The sequence below is a fragment of the Actinomadura physcomitrii genome, assembly GCF_008923205.2.
Lineage (GTDB): Bacteria > Actinomycetota > Actinomycetes > Streptosporangiales > Streptosporangiaceae > Spirillospora > Spirillospora physcomitrii.
Map to the genome: position 1 here is coordinate 58,483 of NZ_WBMS02000047.1, position 16,121 is coordinate 74,603.

Sequence of the window (16,121 nt, forward strand, 5' to 3'; positions counted from 1 at the left end):
CGGTGAGGGCGGAATTGTGACACTGTGACCCTTGATGTCACGTTGCGTGCCATGGTCTGATGCGGCATGTGACTCCTGAGATCAGCCGCCGCCGCGTCCTGAAGGGCGCCGCCCTCGGCGCGGGGATCGCCACCACCGGACTCGCCGCGTTCCCCGCCCGCCCCGCCGCCGCGGCCCCGCTGCAGGGCCCCGCCGCCGGCACCACCCTCGACCGGACGTACCTGCTCGGCAAGGCGGGCGCCGGCGGCTACCGGCCCGTCACCACCGGACCGGGCGAACCGCACCTGCTGCGCCGCGACCTCGGCGGCACCGCCTCCCCGAAGCGGGCCGCGACCCGGCGCGGCGTCCTGGCGTTCGGGCAGCTCACCGACGTGCACATCATCGACGCGCAGTCCCCGGCGCGGGTCGAGTTCGCCGACCGGCTCAAGGACGCGATCGGCATGCTGCCCGTCGAGGGCGCCTACCGGCCGCAGGAGATCCTCACCACCCAGGTCGCCGAGGCGATGGTCCGCGCGATCAACAAGGTCGGGCGCGGGCCCGCCACCGGCCTCGGCCTGTCGTTCACCATCAACACCGGCGACGCCGCCGACAACGTCCAGTACAACGAGCTGCGCTGGATCATCGACCTGCTCGACGGCGGCCGGATCCGCCCCGACTCCGGCGACCCGAACCGCTACGAGGGCGTCATGGACACGACGTCCTACGACCGCGCCTTCTGGCATCCCGACGGCCCGCCGCCCGGCGTGCAGCCCGACATCCCCACGGCGACGTACGGGTTCCCCCGCGTCAAAGGCCTTATCGACGCCGCGCGCCGCCCATTCCAGGCGACCGGCCTGACCATGCCGTGGCTCGCCGCGTTCGGCAACCACGACGGCCTCATCCAGGGCAACCTGCCCCTCAACCCGCTCGTCTCCGGCCTCGCCACCGGCGGCATCAAGATCGGCGCCCCCGGCGACGACGCGCAGGCGCAGCGCCTCGCCCGGATGATGCAGAAGGCCGACGCCGCCGAGCTCGTCCGGCTCAGCCGCGAGCAGGGCGGAGCCGGCGGCCTGTTCCGCCCCGTCACCCCCGACCCGGACCGGCGGATGCTGTCACGCGCCGAGGTCGTCGCCGAGCACTTCCGCACATCGGCGTCGCTGCGCGGCCACGGCTTCACCCAGGCCAACCTCCGCGACGGCACCGCCTACTACGCCTTCGACCGCGGCATCGTGCGCGGGCTCGTCCTCGACACCGTCAACCCCAACGGCTACTCCGACGGCTCGCTCGACCAGGCCCAGTTCGCCTGGCTCGAAGCGCAGCTCAAGGCGGGCAGCGGCCGCTACCTGTCCGCCGACGGCTCGACCGTCCGCACCGCCGCGAAGGACCGGCTGTTCGTCCTGTTCAGCCACCACCCCATCGCCTCGCTGACGAACCCGCTCGGCGGCGGCCGCGTCCTCGGCGACGACGTGGAGGCGCTGCTGCTCCGCTACCCCAACGTCGTCCTGTGGGTGAACGGGCACACGCACCGCAACCAGGTCATCCCGCACGCCCGCACGACCGGCGGCGGGTTCTGGGAGGTGAACACCGCAGCGCACATCGACTTCCCGCAGCAGAGCCGCATCGTTGAGATCGCCGACAACCGCGACGGCACCCTGTCGGTCTTCGCGACGATCCTCGACTCCGCCGGCCCCGCCTCCTACGGCGGACGGCTCGCCGATCCCGTCCACCTGGCGTCGCTGTCCCGCGAGCTCGCGGGCAACGACTGGCAGGAGCGCGCCGAGCACCGCCGCGGCGAAGCCGCCGACCGCAACGTGGAACTCCTGATTCCCGCCCCGTTCTGAGTGCCCTGCCGGTGGGAGCCGCCAGGCGAGCACCGTGGGCCGGGCCTGAAAAAGTAGGGCCGCCGTGTCCGTGTCACGGCGGCCCTGGTCTTTTCCGGGTTCAGGATCCGTTGCGGCGGTTGATGCGGTCGAACAGGCCGCCCGCGGCGTTCGCCGCCGCGTCCGCCATGTCGCGGACCTTGCCGACGAACGGGTCCGCCGTCCGCTCCCACGAGTCCCGGTACGACTTCGCCGCGTTCTTGATCTCGTCGGTGACCGAGGCGCCGCCGTCGTCGTCGCGGCGCGGGTAGTCGCCCGCGAGGATCCGCTCGTACTCGCCGCCGCGCGCCCACCGGTCGATCTCCGCGAACCGGATCACGGCGAACGGGTGCGACTGCCCGAGCAGGTTCAGGAACTTCAGCAGCCCGTCCCGCACGTCGCCGGCCGCGTCGTACTCGCGGGCCTGCTGCAGGAACGCCTCGCTGCTCATCTCGTGCAGCCGCGTCCCGCCGGCGAGCTTCATGTTGACCCGCTTCGCCGCGTCCAGGTCCTGGCCGGCCAGCAGGCCCGCCCGGTCCGACGACAGCTCCGCCTTCCGGAACCACTCGCGCAGTCCGATGATGATCGCCGCGATGCCGATGTTGCCGAGCGGCAGCCACGCCAGCCGCGACCCGAGCTGCAGCAGGATCTGCATCATCGTCTGGTACACCGCGTGCCCGGACAGGATGTGCCCGACCTCGTGCCCGATGACGAACCGCAACTCCTCGTCGTCGAGCAGGTCGAGCAGCCCGGTGTTCACCACGATGAACGGGTGGTCGGAGCCCAGCGCCATGGCGTTCGGCGTCGGGTCCTGCCGGACGTAGACCTCCGGCACCTCCGGCATGTCCAGGATGTAGCAGGCGTCGCGGACCATGTCGTTCAGGTGGTGGAACTGGTCGTCGCCGACGCGGACCGTCCCGCCGAGGAACATCAGCCGCAGCGACCGCTCGTTGACCAGCCCCGACAGCTTGCGCAGCACGACGTCGAACCCGGACAGCGAGCGTAGCGCGACGAGCGCCGAACGGTCCGCCGGGTGTTCGTAGGCCCGGGAACTGATCCCGGGAAAGCGCGTCCGTGCCCGATCCGGTGTGTTCTCCGTCATCTCTGGCATGGTAGTTCCGACGAACCACTTTGCCGGAGGGTTCCCTGGGGCTCGCGTCCGGCTGCGGCCCGCCCGGGAGGCGCGATGTTCGATCCCAGAGCCGAGGCGATGTCGACCGACGAGCGGGCCGCGCTGCAGCGGCACCGGCTCTGGGGGCTGGTCGACCGGCTCGTCGCGGCGGGCGGCGTGCAGGGCCGGCGGCTCAAGGAGGCCGGTGTCGCCGGCGGCGCGGACGTGACGCTCGCCGACCTGCGGCGCCTCCCGTTCACCACCAAGCAGGACCTCTGGGACGGCTACCCGTTCGAGATGCTCAGCGTGCCGCGCGACCAGGTCGCCGCCGTGCACGGCTCCAGCGGGACGCGCGGCCGGCCGACCCTCGTCGCCTACACCAGGGCCGACCTCGACCTGTGGGCCGCGATGTGCGCGCGGTCGCTGGCGTGCGCGGGCGCGGCGCCGGGCAGCATCGTGCACAACGCCTACGGGTACGGGCTGTTCACCGGCGGCATCGGCATCCATCAGGGCGCCGTCGCGCTCGGCGCGACCGTCGTGCCGATGTCGGGCGGGATGACGGACCGGCAGGTCCGCATGCTCGCCGACCTGCGACCGGACATCCTGACCTGCACCCCCGCGTACGCGCTCCGGCTCGGGGAGGCCGTCGCCGAGGCCGGGGTGGAACTGCCCGCGCTGAAGGCCGGGCTGTTCGGCGCCGAGCCGTGGTCGGCGGAGCTGCGTACCGCGATCGAGGACGTGCTGCCCATCAAGGCGATGGACGTCTACGGGCTCTCGGAGGTCATCGGGCCCGGCGTCGCCACCGAGTGCCTCCAGCAGGACGGCCTGCACGTCAACGAGGACCACTTCATCGTCGAGACCGTCGACCCCGCCACGGGCGAGCCCGTCGAGGACGGCGCGCCCGGCGAGCTCGTCTTCACCACGCCGACCAAGCAGGCGCTGCCGCTACTGCGCTACCGGACGGGCGACATCGCCTCTCTCGCTCGCGGAGAATGCCCCTGCGGCCGGACGCTCGTCCGGATGAGCAAGGTCATCGGGCGCGCCGACGACATGATCGTGGTGCGGGGCGTCAACGTGTACCCCAGCGAGGTCGAGCGGGTGCTGCTCGGGTCCGGGCTCGTCCGCCCCCACTACCAGCTCGTCGTGGACCGCCGCAGCCCCGCCGTCCGGCTCCTCGTCGCCTGCGAGGCGGTGTCCGGCGACCCCCGCGAGCGTCTCGTCCACGACCTGCACGAGGCGCTCGGCCTCACCGCCGAGGTGGTCGTCCTGCCGGGCGGGACCGTCCCTCGCGTGGAGGTCGGAAAGGCCGTCCGCGTGGTGTCCTGGGACGGCGGCCGGCCGCCGCTGCCCGGCCTGAGCTGAGCCAGCGCCGGGGCGGGCGTTCCGGCCGCCGGCCCGGCTGGCTATTCTCGTCGCCATGACGCAAAAGCGCCGTTTGGGGATCATGGGCGGCACGTTCGACCCGATCCACCACGGCCACCTGGTGGCCGCCAGCGAGGTCGCCCACTTCTACTCCCTCGACGAGGTCGTGTTCGTCCCCACCGGCCTGTCCTCCCACAAGGAGGGCCGCAAGGTCGCCGCCGCCGAGGACCGCTACCTCATGGCCGTGATCGCCACCGCGTCCAACCCGGCGTTCTCGGTCAGCCGCGTCGACATCGACCGGCCCGGCCCCACCTACACCGTCGACACCCTCCGCGACATGCGGCAGATCCACGGCCCCGACGCCGAGCTGTTCTTCATCACCGGCGCCGACGCCCTGGAGAAGATGCTCACCTGGCACGACACCGACGAGCTGTTCGAACTCGCGCACTTCGTCGGCGTCACCCGCCCCGGGCACCGCCTCGCCGACCCGGGCCTGCCCGACGGCAGGGTCTCGCTCATGGAGGTTCCGGCCCTGTCGATCTCCTCCACCGAGTGCCGCGAGCGCGTCCACTCCGGCGAGCCGATCTGGTACCTCGTGCCCGACGGCATCGTCCAGTACATCAACAAGCGCGACCTCTACCGCGCCGACGCCGCCTAGGCACCCGCTCGCAGCGCGTTGACCTGTGCCTTCGTCCGGACGATCAGCGCGGCGCGCCGCATAACCTGGAAGAAGCGGCTGGACGCCCGTACCAGCCCGAACATCGACGAACAGGGACGCCGGCCGCCACCCATGAGAAGGTGTTAGCCGAGACGACCCCTACAGGGAGGATCGCGAGCGCATCGTGACCGCATCCGACAGGGCGGCGCAGCTCGTCCGGATCGCCGCCGAGGCGGCGGGCGACAAGCTGGCCGACGACATTCTTGCCTACGACGTGAGCGAGCAGCTCGTCATCACCGACGCGTTCGTGCTCTGCTCGGCGCCCAACGACCGGCAGGTCCGCGCCATCGTCGACGAGGTCGAAAAGCGCCTCCGGGAGGAGGCCGGCGCCAAGCCCATCAGGCGCGAGGGCGAGCGCGAGGGCCGCTGGGTCCTCCTCGACTACTCCGACGTCATCGTGCACATCCAGCACGAGGAGGACCGGCTCTTCTACGCCCTCGAACGGCTGTGGAAGGACTGCCCCCTCATCGCCCTGCCCGACGGTGTCAACGCCCACATGAAGCAGCGCGCCCGCGCCGTCGGGAGCGCGAGTGAGTGACGCCCGTCCCGCCCGCGAACCCGGCAAGCGCACCCTCCTGCTGTGGCGGCACGGGCAGACCGCCTGGAACGTCGAACGCCGCTTCCAGGGCAAGACCGACATTCCGCTGGACGACACCGGCATCGCCCAGGCGCACCGTGCCGCCCGGCTCCTCGCCGGGCTCCGCCCCACCGCCCTGCTCGCCTCACCGCTGCGCAGGGCCGCCGACACCGCCCAGGCCCTCGCCGACATCACCGGACTCCCCGTCCAGTACGACAAGGACCTGATCGAGCGCGACGGCGGCGCCTGGGAGGGCCTCAGCAGCCGCGAGATCCGCGAACGCTACCCCGTCGAGTACGCCGCCTGGCAGCCGCCCGGCGGCGAGACCAGCGCCCAGGTCGCCAAACGCGTCGGCGCCGCCCTCGAGCGCGCCCTCGACGACCTGCCCCCCACGGGCAGGCTCGTCGTCGCGTCCCACGGCGCCGCGCTCCGCCTCGGCATGTCCCACCTCCTCGGCCTGCCCGAGGAGACCTGGGAGCGCCTCGGCGGCCTCTCCAACTGCAACTGGTCGGTCATCACCGAGATGCGCGACGGCGGCTGGCGCCTCGCCGAGCACAACGCGGGCACCCTCCCCGAACCCGTCCTGAGCGACGACCGGACCGACAACGGAGCCTGACGCCCTAACGATTCGAGACCGGCCCCCGCTGTCCTATACACTGGCGGAGCGCTGCGGGATGAACGTCCACGCAGCGGCGGGGCTATGGCGCAGTTGGTAGCGCGCCTCCATGGCATGGAGGAGGTCTGGGGTTCGAATCCCCATAGCTCCACGAGTCGGGCTCTGGTGCTCGTCGGCCTTCGGCCGACTTCGCCGGAGCCCGCTGTGTTTTCCGGGGGGACGACCCCCCGAACCCCCCGAGTCGGGCCACCATGTTCGGCCCCCTTCGGGGGCCTTCCCGGTGGCCCGCTGTGTTTTCCGGGGGACGACCCCCCGAACCCCCCGATGTGGGGGCTTCGCCCCCACGCCCCCCTCGCGCGCTGCGCGCGCTTTTGGGGGCTTCGCCCCCTGCCCCCGGCGCTGCGCGCCTTCTGGTGGTGCGCGGGAGCTGGGTAAAGATCAAACGGACATAGTGGGACGAATGTTCTGGGCGGTCCTGCGGGGATGGTTTCATTCGAGGTATGGGCAGACACCGCAGGGGAGCGAAACGCGAGGTCACCGTGGCCGACCTCATCGACGAGCTGCGCCGGTTCGATCCGCGGATGGAGGTCCGGCTGGCGATGCAGCCGCGGATGCCGCAGGAGCACACCGTCGGCGCCGTGACGGAGGCCGACGGGATGGTGTGGATCGGCGACGGCGGCCGGCTCGGCTACGCTCCCGACGAGGTCGGCGACCGGCTCGGGTGGACCTGACATGCCGGAGCTCGGACCGTTCGCGGTGATCTACCCAGGTTGAGCTGGATGCGGGCGCCGTGGGGGGTTGCCTTGGAAATGCGGCGCCTCGCGGGTACCGCGCCGTGCTGAGTGCAAAGGCTTGCCCATGGCGGCGGCTACCTTTCGCCGGGCCGCGCTTCGCCGTATCGATCATGCGGGAACACGCCACGTAGTGGTGATGTGATCGAGATGAGGGTTGTACCTATGCGAAGCCGGATCTCCGGAAGAGGGCTGCTGCCCGCCGCGCTGGCGGCGGCCTCGGTCGTGGCCGTCGCGGCCCCCGCCTCGGCGCAGGAGGCGCCGCTGCCCGGTCCCACGCCCAGCACGACGACCGCCTCGACGCCCGACGACAACAAGGACTGCGCCCGTGCCCTGCAGGTGCTCTCGGCGCTGAAGCTGCTCCCGAGCACCCCGGACCTGGGCAAGGTCCTGTGCTCGGCCGACACCGCCGAGAAGGCCCCGGCGTCCGCGTCCGGCAGCGCGCGGCGGCCCGCCGCCGAGTCCGCGCAGAAGACCCAGGAGTACAACCTCCTCGGCCTGCCGGTCGAGTGGCCGAAAAGCCTCACCGTCCACGTCCCGACGCTCAACGACCACTGGTACGTCTTCAAGTCGGACGGCAAGTGACGCCCGCCGCGGGCCGCGGAGGACGCCCTCCGCGGCCCGCGGCGTCCGAAGCGCTCCCAGCGTGCACTAAGCTTTTCTCCGCAAGGGGCTATGGCGCAGTTGGTAGCGCGCCTCCATGGCATGGAGGAGGTCTGGGGTTCGAATCCCCATAGCTCCACGCGAGGCAAGGAGCGGGTCCGCCCGCTCCTTTTTCGTTTCTACGCCGTGTAGCGCAGGATGGCGCCCACGTGCAGGTTCGCGTTGGGCCCGTCGGCGGGGAGGACGAGCAGGTCGCCGTCGGTGGCGGTGAGCGCCCGGACGAGGGCGGCGTCGGCGCGCTCCGGGACGGGGTCGGCCACGCCGAACTCGTCGCGCAGCTCGGCCGGGTCGGCGGCCACCTGGGCGGGGTCGGGGCCGATCCACAGGCGGGACGGGGAGTCGGGGTCGTCGTCCAGGATGAGCGTCTCCACCTGGCCCTGCCGGACGGCCTGGACGGTCGCGGGGAGGCCGGCGACGGCGCGCTGGCCGTTGGCGAGCTCGCGGTCGAAGCGCTCCGCGACGGCCATGACGCGTTCGGTCGTCTTCAGCTTCAGGACGCGGCCCAGCTCGGCCCGCAGGTCGGGGTCCCCGGCGCCGGTGTTCTTGTCGACCTCGACGGTGCGCTCCAGGACGGGTTCGGAGATCTCGTCCAGCACGGCGGTGCGGGCGCGGGTGTCGCCGGCGATCAGCACCGCCTCGGCGCCGCAGCGCTCCGCGACCCGGTCGATCTTGTGCGCGACCTTCTTGGCGTTGGCCTTCCAGACGTTCTCCGAGGAGCGCTGGAAGCGTGACTGGTTCCAGTCGCCGGCCTTGGTCTTGTGGATCGGGTAGTCCTCGTCGCCCTCGACCTCGATGTGCTCGCGGCGGCCGTCGGCGTTGACGCAGTCGATGGTGCCGCCGCGGCGGTCGACGATGGCCGTCAGGTGGGGGAACCGGTCACCGCGGTCGGCGAGGTAGGGGACGACGTGGGGGAGCGGGGCGACGCACGCGTGGGCCGTCCGGGGCGGGCCGGGGAGCCGGCCGGTGTGCAGCACCTCGCCGTCGGCGGCGAAGACCACCAGGCCTTCGGAGCGGCGCTCCGCCATCTCCTCGTCGAGGGTCCGCTCGACGGCGCGGAGCGTGTCCTTGGGGGCGTGCTGGGCCTCCAGTTCCGCGCGGAGCGCCCGCCACCGCAGTTCGGCGGCCTTGGACGCGTCCTCGGTCGTCCGGGTGAGGTCGGCGTACACCGATACGTAGGGGCCCGGGTGCTGGTACAGCGTCTTGAGGAATGACAGCTCCATAGGGTCGCCGTACCCGATTCCATTGGGGCAAACGTCAAGAATGTGGCGATTGTGGACTCAACCCTCGGCGGACCGCTGGAGCCGGGCGTAGGCCGGCTGGAGCCAGTCGGACCCCGCCACCGCGGTCATCGTGGCGCCGGCGAGGCGGGTGGCGTCCGGGGCGAAGACCAGCCCGGCCGCGTAGGCCGTCGCGACCCACTGCCCGGTGCAGAACGGGCAGGTGATCAGCTCCCCGACGGCGTGCCGGACGCCGTGCCCGCGGGCCTCCTCGGCGAGCTCGGCTGGGCCGGACGTCCGGAGTAGCGGGTGAACGGGGCGCGCAGCGGGCTCGTCACCGGGTCCTTGGCGATCAGCCGGGACAGCTTGTGCGTGGTGATCGTCATCAGCGCGAGGTCGGCGAGGCCGACGGCGGGCGCGCTGCCGCGGCGCCTCCAGGCCGCCAGCGCCATCGCGGTGGTGGTCACGCCGTAGACGGCGAGGGTGCCGAGGTAGGAGCCGAGGGGCCGGTCGGCGTCCCCGGCGTACTTCCGCTTCTGCTTGCGCGCCGTGTCGACGACGGTGCTCACTGGTGCACCATCCTCTTGTCGGTAGCCGTGAGGCTGCTGATGCACCCGAGGTGCCGCCGGGTCACCGCCCCGCTCGCTCGACGCGTGGACGTCCAGCATGAGTTCTGCGGGATCCGGCGGTGGCCCGGGGCGTGGAGACCGTCGACAGGGCTGAGCGCCACCGCCGACAGCGGTGAGCGCCGAGCGCCGTCACGTGGGCGAGCTCGGCGTCCATGTCGGCCACCCGCAGGTCCAGGTGCATGCGGTTCTTGCCGGCCTTCGGCTCGGGCACGCGCTGCAGCAGCAGCCGGGGGTTCCTCCCGCGGGGGTCGGTGAGGCCGACGTACGGGGGGTCGTAGCCGCCGCGCTCGTAGCCGAGCGCGGCGGCCCAGAAGTCGGCGAGCGCGTCGGGGTCCGCGCAGTCGAGCACGAAGACCAGTTCCATCAGTGGTCGCGCAGCGCCTTCACGAGCTGCGACTTGTTCATCGAGGAGCGGCCCTTGATGCCGATCTCGCGGGCCCGCTTCAGGAGGTCTTCCTCCGTCCAGTCGTCGTACGAAGGGTTCTTGCCGCCCTTGCGGCCGACCTTCTTGCCGCCCTGGGCCGCCGAGGCGTTGGCGATCCGGGCCGCCTTCTCCTTGCTCTCGCCCTTGTCACGGAGCTTCTGGTACTTCGTCTCGTCCTTGATCTGTGCTCTGGCACAGATGGTGACTACCCGGTATGCGCCGTCCACACATGGACGGTGGGTGGGATGGGTCTCCTTATCGGGGACAATGGCACCCGGAAAGGGGACATGTGCGCATCGGCATCCTGGGCCCGCTGTCCGTGCGGGACGAGGCCGCGCGACCCGTCGAGGTCAGCGGCCCGCGGCTGCGCGCGCTGCTGGTCCGGCTGGCGGCGGAGGCGGGACGTCCCGTGTCGGCCGACCGGCTGCTGGACGACCTGTGGGACGGCGCGCCCCCCGCGGGCGGCGGCAACGCGCTCCAGGCCCTGGTGTCGCGGCTCCGCGGCGTCGCGGGACGCGATCTCGTCGAGCACGGCCCCGGCGGCTACCGGCTGGGCATCGACCCCGGGGAGGTCGACGCCGTCGCGTTCGAGCGCGCCGTCGCCGCCGCACGCAAGGAAAGCGACCCGGACCGCCGGGCGGACGGCCTGCGCCGCGCGCTGGAGCTGTGGCGCGGTCCCGCGCTGGCGGACGTCGCCGACGCCGACCACGCCCGCGCGGCGATCGGCCGGCTGGACGAGCTGCGGCTCGCCGCCGTCGAGGACCTCGTGGACGCCGAGCTCGCCGCGGGACGGCCCGTCCCGCCGGTCGCGGAGCTCGAGCCGCTGGCCGCCGCGCATCCGCTGCGCGAGCGGCTGCGCGGCCAGCTCATGCGGGCCCTGTACGCGGCGGGACGGCAGGCCGACGCCCTGGAGGTCTACGAGGAGACGCGGCGCGCGCTCGCCGACCGGCTCGGCGTCGACCCGTCGCCGGAACTCGCCGCCGTCCACCTGTCGATCCTGCGTCGCGAACCGGCGGCGACGGCTCCGGCCGCGGGCCCGCCGCCGGAGCCTCGGCCGGCCCCGGGCCCCGCCCGGACCAACCTCCCGGCGCAGCTCACCAGCTTCGTCGGGCGCGAGGAGGAGTCGCGGCGGGTCGGCAAGCTGCTGCGCGAGACCCGGCTCGTCACCCTGACCGGACCGGGTGGCGCGGGCAAGACGCGGCTCGCGGGGGAGACCGCCGCCGGGTTCCTGGACGACATGCCGGACGGCGTGTGGTTCGTCGCGCTCGCCCCGGTCAGCGACCCCGGCGACCTCCTGCAGGCCGTGCTGGTCGCGCTCGGCGTGCCCGAGACCGTCCGCAAGGGCGAGACCCGGACCGTGCCGCGGCCCCTCGAACGGCTCACCGACTTCCTCATCGGCAAGCGGACGCTCGTCGTCCTCGACAACTGCGAGCACCTCGTCGACGCCGTCGCGGAACTGGCCGGCCACATGCTCGCCCACGCCCCCGCCGTGCGGATCCTCGCGACGAGCCGCGAGCCGCTCGGCATCACCGGCGAGTCGCTGTGCCCCGTCCCGTCGCTGCCGCTGCCGCCCGAGGAGAGCGACCCCGAACCGGCCGAGGCGCTCGGGTACGCGGCGGTCCGGCTGTTCGCCGACAGGGCCGCGGCGGTGCGCCCCGGCTTCGCGGTCGACGCCGAGACCGTCGGCGACGTCGTAGCGATCTGCCGCGCGCTCGACGGCATCCCGCTCGCCATCGAGCTGGCCGCCGCGCGGCTCCGCGCGCTCACCCCCGGCCAGGTGGCCGACCGGCTCGGCGACCGGTTCCGGCTGCTCACCGCCGGCAGCCGCACCGCGCTGCCCCGGCACCGGACGCTGCGCGCCGTCGTCGACTGGAGCTGGGACCTGCTGGACGACGTGGAGCGCACCGTGCTGCGCCGGCTGTCGGTGTTCGCGGGCGGCGCGACGCCGGAGAGCGCCGTGCGGGTGTGCGGCCTCGCCGCGCCCGACGCGCCGCACCCCGACGACGTCATCGACGTGATCGCCGCACTGATCGACAAGTCGCTGGTGATGGCGGACGGCGACGCCGAGGTCCGCTACCGGCTGCTGGAGACGGTCCGGGTGTACGCGGCGGAGAAGCTCGACGAGGCGGGCGAGACCGGCCGCGTCCGCGACGAGCACGCCGCGTACTGCGTCGACCTCGCCGAACGCGCCGAGCCGGAACTGCGCCGCGCGGACCAGCTCCACTGGGCCGCGCGGCTGAGCGCGGAACGCGACAACTGCAGCGCCGCGTTCCGGCACCTGACCGCCGTCCGGAACGTGCCGTCGGCGCTGCGGCTGCTGGCGTCGCTGGTGTGGTTCTGGATGATGCGCGACATGGAGATCGAGGCCGGCGGCTGGGCCCGGTCCGTCCGCGAGATCGCGGGCGACAGCGCGCCGCCGGGGATGGCGGAGGAGTTCGCGCTGTGCGTCATCTCCGCCGACCTGATCACCGTGATGGCCTCCTCCGACGGGCCGACGAAGGATTCCCTGCAGGCGGCGCTCGACCGCGTGATCCGGTTCGTCCCGGACGCGCCGCGCCACCCCGTGCTCGCCCTGGCCCGGCCGGCGAGCAGCATCTTCGCCGGTGACCTGGAGGACACCCGGCGCCGGCTGCGGGCCGTCGAGGACCATCCCGACCCGTGGGTGCACGCCATCGTGAAGGTGATCCTCGGGTTCGTCTCCCTGAACGCCGGTGAGATCGACCGCGCCGCCGACGAGACCGCCGAGGGCTGCGCCGCGCTCCGCGAGCTCGGCGACCGCTGGGGGCAGATCATGGCGCTCAACGGAATGATGCAGGTCGCCGTCGGGCAGGGACGGCTCCCCGACGCGATCCGGCACGGCGAGGAGGCGCTCGGCTACGCCCGCGAGGGCCTCAGCCCCGAGGCGGCCGCCGGGATGCTCACCGGCCTCGCCCGCGTGCGCGCGACGCTCGGCGACATCGAGCAGGCGCGCCGCGACGCGCAGACCGCGGCGGCGGCGATGGAACGCGTCGGCGAGTTCGCGGACGCCGCGTCCGCGCTGCTCCTGCAGTGCGAGATGGCGCTGTGGGAAGGCGACATGGAGACCGCCCGCAGCTACGCCGACCGCGCCTACAAGTGGGTCGAGCCGCGCCGGCACCGCCCCGACTTCAGCCGGGAGGTGCGCCTCACCTACTCCCGGCTCGGCTGCCTCGCCGAGGAGGAGGGCGACCTCGACGAGGCCGCGGCATGGCACGCCCGCGCCTGGGACGACCTCGGCGACGACTGGATCAACGGGAACCCGCTGCTGGCGTCGCTGCTGGAGGGCGTCGCGGCGCTCGCCGCCGCGCGCGGCCACCACGTCCGGGCCGCGGAGCTGCTCGGCACCGCGCACGGCCTGCTCGGCTTCCGCAACGAGAGCTCGCACGAGGTCCGCCGCGTCGAGCTCGCGGTGCGGCGGGAGATCGGCGCCGCCGCGTTCGAGGAGGCCTGCGAGCGCGGCCGCCGCGTCACCCGCGAGGAGGTCTTCGCCCAGGCCGACGGTCTCGTCGCGACGGCCTGACCCGCGGCCCGGCGCGTCCGCCGGCCTGCTTCATGCCCTGGACGCGGCGAAGGACGCCGGCCCGGCCCTCCGCTCCCGGGCCGGCGTCCCCGGCACGCGCCTACGCCACCGCCGCGCTCAGGTGCGGCGCGAGTACATCCGCATCGCCAGCGGGAACGTGACGACGACGATCCCCGCCGCCCACGCCAGCGTGTACCAGACGTGGTTGCCGACCGGCCCGCCCACGGTCAGCGCGCGCACCGAGTCCGCGAGGTGCGTGACCGGGTTCACCTTCGTCCACGCCTCCAGCCAGCCCGGCATCGTCGAGGTGTTCGGCACCAGGATGCTGCTGCCGAACGTCAGCGGCATCACCCAGATGAACGCCAGGCCCTGCACCGTCTCCGGCGACGGCGCCACCAGCCCGACCAGCACCGAGATCCAGCACACCGCCAGGTAGAACACGTATGCCAGCGCGAACGCGGCTACCACCGACAGCGGGTCGGTGTGGAACCGGAACCCCAGGATCGACCCGAAGCCCACCAGCACCACCATCACGGTCAGGAACCGCACCGTGTCCCCGAGCACCGACCCGATCAGCGGCGCCGACCGCGCGATCGGCAGGCTCCGGAACCGGTCGAACACCCCCTTGTGGATGTCCTCGTTCAGCGCCGTCCCGAGCCCCATCGTGGCGAACATCGCCATCTGCGCCACCAGGCCCGGAAGCAGCTGCTGCAGGTAGGCGTGGGTGTTACCGGCGAGCGCCCCGCCGAACACGTACAGGAACAGCAGCAGGAACACGATCGGCATCAGCGTCGTGTCCAGCAGCTTCTCCGGCGAATGCTTCAACTGCGCGACGTTGCGCCACGCCAGCGTCAGCCCGTGCCGCAGCGTCCGGCGCGGGCTGATCCGCGCGGGCGGCTCGGACGAGACGGGCGCGTCGACGGTCATCGTGGTCATGCCAGGCTCCCCTCGGAGATCAGGTCGGCGGGCCGCTCCTCGGCGAGGTGCCCGGTGAGTGTGAGGAAGACCTCGTCGAGGCTCGGCAGCCGCAGCGACAGCTCCGCCGCCACGATCGACGCTTCGTCCAGCCGGCGGACCAGCGCCGACAGCAGCTTCGGATCCTGCACCGGCGCGGTGACCAGGCCCGTCGCGTCCTGCACCTCGGGCCGCTCCCCGGTGAGCTCCGCCACGATCGCGGTGAGCTGTGCCGTCCGGAACATCTCGGTCGCCCGCACCGCGAGCGTCTGCCGCCCGATTCGCGACTTCAGGCCGTCGGACGTCCCCTCCGCGATCACCCGTCCGTGATCGAACACCGCGATCCGGTCGGCCAGCGCGTCCGCCTCGTCCAGGTACTGGGTGGTCAGCAGCACGGTCGCGCCGTCGGCGACCACCTCGCGGACGGTGTCCCACACCTCGTTGCGGGCCCGCGGGTCCAGGCCCGTCGTCGGCTCGTCCAGGAAGATGACCTCGGGACGGTTGATCAGGCTCGCCGCCAGATCGAGCCGCCGGCGCATGCCGCCCGAGTAGGTCTTCACCGCGCGGCCGCCCGCGTCCGTGAGCCGGAAACGGCTCAGCAGCTCCCGCGCGCGGGCCTTCGCGTCGGCCCGGCCGAAGTCCAGCAGCCGCGCGATCATCACCAGGTTCTCGGCACCGGTCAGCTCCTCGTCCACCGACGCGTACTGCCCGGTCAGCCCGATCATCGCGCGCACCCGCGCCGGGTCCTTGGCCACGTCGTAACCGCACACCGAGGCGCGGCCCTCGTCCGGCTTCAGCAGCGTCGCGAGGATCCGCACGGCGGTCGTCTTGCCGGCCCCGTTCGGGCCCAGCACCCCGAGCACCGTGCCGCGCTTCGCCTGGACGTCCACTCCGTCCAGGGCGTGCGTCTCCCCGAACCGCTTCCGCAGGCCCTCGGCCTGGATCACATAGTCCATCGGTCGGCCTCTCTCAGTCCCGTGTTCGACATCACCGAGCGTCCAGGAGGGCCCTGATACGGCGCGCACATCGCGCCTCAGTCGCTGACGCAGAACTGACACGGCACTGACGCGGACCGCCGCGAACCCGTGTGACCAGGGAGTTTCCGGCGGACGGCCGGACCATGTCCGGGCGGTGGCCGCGCTGATTTGACGGACCGCACGCGCCTGCCTAATGTTCTTCCTGCCCCAAGGGGATGCGGGACGCCGGAAGGCGGACGGCCCCAGGGGAAGCCACCCGGGAAAACGGTTCGAAGCCCGCTTCGGAGCGAGGTACCCTGGAGTGGACAGCCTGAGAGGGGATGCAGGACGCCGCAAGGTGGCCGGCCCCGGGACTCTTCCGCAAGATCAGACACAGGCGATCTTCGTCGCCTGCGATGGCATGCGGGAGGCGGGCGACGCGCCTGAAGATCGATTCGGACGAGTCGGTTGACAGGAGCGAAAGTTCCGGTAAGTTAGAAGGGTTGCCCCGGAGCAAGGCTCGCGGAAGCGGGTCAGGCGCGGTGGGTGTCCGTTTCTTGAGAACTCAACAGCGTGTTAAAAGCCAGTGCCTTTATCGATCCGGCCGGCAGGCCGGGTCGCCCCGTGGCCATCCTCGTTCGCGGGGGTGGTGGGGATTTCTTTGAGGCAAAGCGGTCTGTTTTCGGATGGATCGTGTTGCTGGGATTTTCTTCTGAGGTTTGGCTGC

General features: G+C 72.6%; 15 protein-coding genes, 2 tRNA genes and 1 pseudogene. 10 read left to right on the forward strand and 8 right to left on the reverse strand.

All coding sequences use genetic code 11. The features are described 5' to 3' along the window. Window positions 1-59: 59 nt before the first annotated feature. A complete protein-coding gene (locus tag F8568_RS38870; protein ID WP_202125846.1) occupies window positions 60-1,820 on the forward strand; it encodes a TIGR03767 family metallophosphoesterase in 1,761 nt (586 codons plus the stop codon). A gap of 100 nt (window positions 1,821-1,920) precedes the next feature. Here the strand turns inward: F8568_RS38870 and F8568_RS38875 are convergent, their stop codons facing one another. Next, window positions 1,921-2,940, reverse strand: a complete 1,020-nt coding sequence (locus F8568_RS38875; RefSeq protein WP_151598621.1) for a M48 family metallopeptidase — start codon at window positions 2,938-2,940, stop codon at window positions 1,921-1,923. 84 nt (window positions 2,941-3,024) lie between these two features. Between F8568_RS38875 and F8568_RS38880 the strand changes: the two genes are divergently transcribed. The 8 genes from F8568_RS38880 (at window position 3,025) to F8568_RS38915 (ending at window position 7,755) form a co-directional block, all read left to right on the forward strand. Further along, window positions 3,025-4,311: a phenylacetate--CoA ligase family protein gene (locus tag F8568_RS38880; RefSeq protein WP_202125847.1), complete on the forward strand. Its 1,287-nt coding sequence runs from the start codon at window positions 3,025-3,027 to the stop codon at window positions 4,309-4,311. 55 nt (window positions 4,312-4,366) lie between these two features. Further along, window positions 4,367-4,969 carry a nicotinate-nucleotide adenylyltransferase gene (gene nadD / locus F8568_RS38885; RefSeq protein ID WP_151598622.1) on the forward strand — a complete coding sequence of 201 codons (603 nt, stop codon included), beginning with the start codon at window positions 4,367-4,369 and terminating at the stop codon, window positions 4,967-4,969. A 184-nt stretch (window positions 4,970-5,153) separates the two neighbouring features. Then, the gene (gene rsfS / locus F8568_RS38890; RefSeq protein ID WP_151598623.1) at window positions 5,154-5,567 is read left to right on the forward strand and encodes a ribosome silencing factor; all 414 of its coding nucleotides are present in this window, start codon (window positions 5,154-5,156) and stop codon (window positions 5,565-5,567) included. Next, the gene (locus tag F8568_RS38895; protein WP_151598624.1) at window positions 5,560-6,222 is read left to right on the forward strand and encodes a histidine phosphatase family protein; all 663 of its coding nucleotides are present in this window, start codon (window positions 5,560-5,562) and stop codon (window positions 6,220-6,222) included. Before rsfS ends, F8568_RS38895 begins: the two co-directional genes overlap by 8 nt. Window positions 6,223-6,300: 78 nt before the next feature. Further along, window positions 6,301-6,373 (forward strand) — tRNA-Ala (locus F8568_RS38900). 349 nt (window positions 6,374-6,722) lie between these two features. Beyond that, window positions 6,723-6,953 (forward strand): hypothetical protein, encoded by a 231-nt coding sequence (locus F8568_RS38905; protein WP_151598625.1) that lies wholly within the window; start codon window positions 6,723-6,725, stop codon window positions 6,951-6,953. A 225-nt stretch (window positions 6,954-7,178) separates the two neighbouring features. Next, entirely contained in the window at window positions 7,179-7,598 is a 420-nt protein-coding gene (locus tag F8568_RS38910; protein WP_151598626.1) for a hypothetical protein, read from the forward strand. A gap of 84 nt (window positions 7,599-7,682) precedes the next feature. Then, window positions 7,683-7,755 (forward strand) — tRNA-Ala (locus F8568_RS38915). Window positions 7,756-7,795: 40 nt separating this feature from the next. On the opposite strand, the gene F8568_RS38920 is transcribed toward F8568_RS38915, so the two are convergent. The 4 genes and pseudogenes from F8568_RS38920 to F8568_RS38935 all read right to left on the reverse strand — a co-directional run bounded on the left by F8568_RS38920 (window position 7,796) and on the right by F8568_RS38935 (window position 10,173). Next, on the reverse strand, window positions 7,796-8,896 hold the full coding sequence (locus F8568_RS38920; RefSeq protein ID WP_151598627.1) for a baeRF2 domain-containing protein: 1,101 nt from the start codon (window positions 8,894-8,896) through the stop codon (window positions 7,796-7,798). A gap of 57 nt (window positions 8,897-8,953) precedes the next feature. Continuing rightward, window positions 8,954-9,561, reverse strand: a pseudogene (locus F8568_RS51280) (DUF1360 domain-containing protein). Then, entirely contained in the window at window positions 9,524-9,886 is a 363-nt protein-coding gene (locus tag F8568_RS38930) for a VOC family protein (protein ID WP_160573922.1), read from the reverse strand. The pseudogene F8568_RS51280 and the gene F8568_RS38930 overlap by 38 nt, the downstream one beginning before the upstream one ends. Then, window positions 9,886-10,173: a DUF7218 family protein gene (locus F8568_RS38935; RefSeq protein ID WP_202125848.1), complete on the reverse strand. Its 288-nt coding sequence runs from the start codon at window positions 10,171-10,173 to the stop codon at window positions 9,886-9,888. Before F8568_RS38935 ends, F8568_RS38930 begins: the two co-directional genes overlap by 1 nt. Before the next feature lie 62 nt (window positions 10,174-10,235). Here F8568_RS38935 and F8568_RS38940 point away from each other — a divergent pair, with 62 nt between their 5' ends. Further along, entirely contained in the window at window positions 10,236-13,484 is a 3,249-nt protein-coding gene (locus F8568_RS38940; protein ID WP_160573923.1) for a BTAD domain-containing putative transcriptional regulator, read from the forward strand. 117 nt (window positions 13,485-13,601) lie between these two features. Here the strand turns inward: F8568_RS38940 and F8568_RS38945 are convergent, their stop codons facing one another. The 3 genes from F8568_RS38945 to F8568_RS47525 form a co-directional block, all read right to left on the reverse strand. Beyond that, a complete protein-coding gene (locus F8568_RS38945) occupies window positions 13,602-14,420 on the reverse strand; it encodes an ABC transporter permease (protein WP_151598629.1) in 819 nt (272 codons plus the stop codon). Next, a complete protein-coding gene (locus F8568_RS38950; protein ID WP_151598630.1) occupies window positions 14,417-15,394 on the reverse strand; it encodes an ATP-binding cassette domain-containing protein in 978 nt (325 codons plus the stop codon). The genes F8568_RS38945 and F8568_RS38950 overlap by 4 nt, the downstream gene beginning before the upstream one ends. A 533-nt stretch (window positions 15,395-15,927) precedes the next feature. After that, on the reverse strand, window positions 15,928-16,121 hold a 194-nt coding region (locus tag F8568_RS47525; RefSeq protein WP_207750435.1), incomplete at its 5' end, for a hypothetical protein.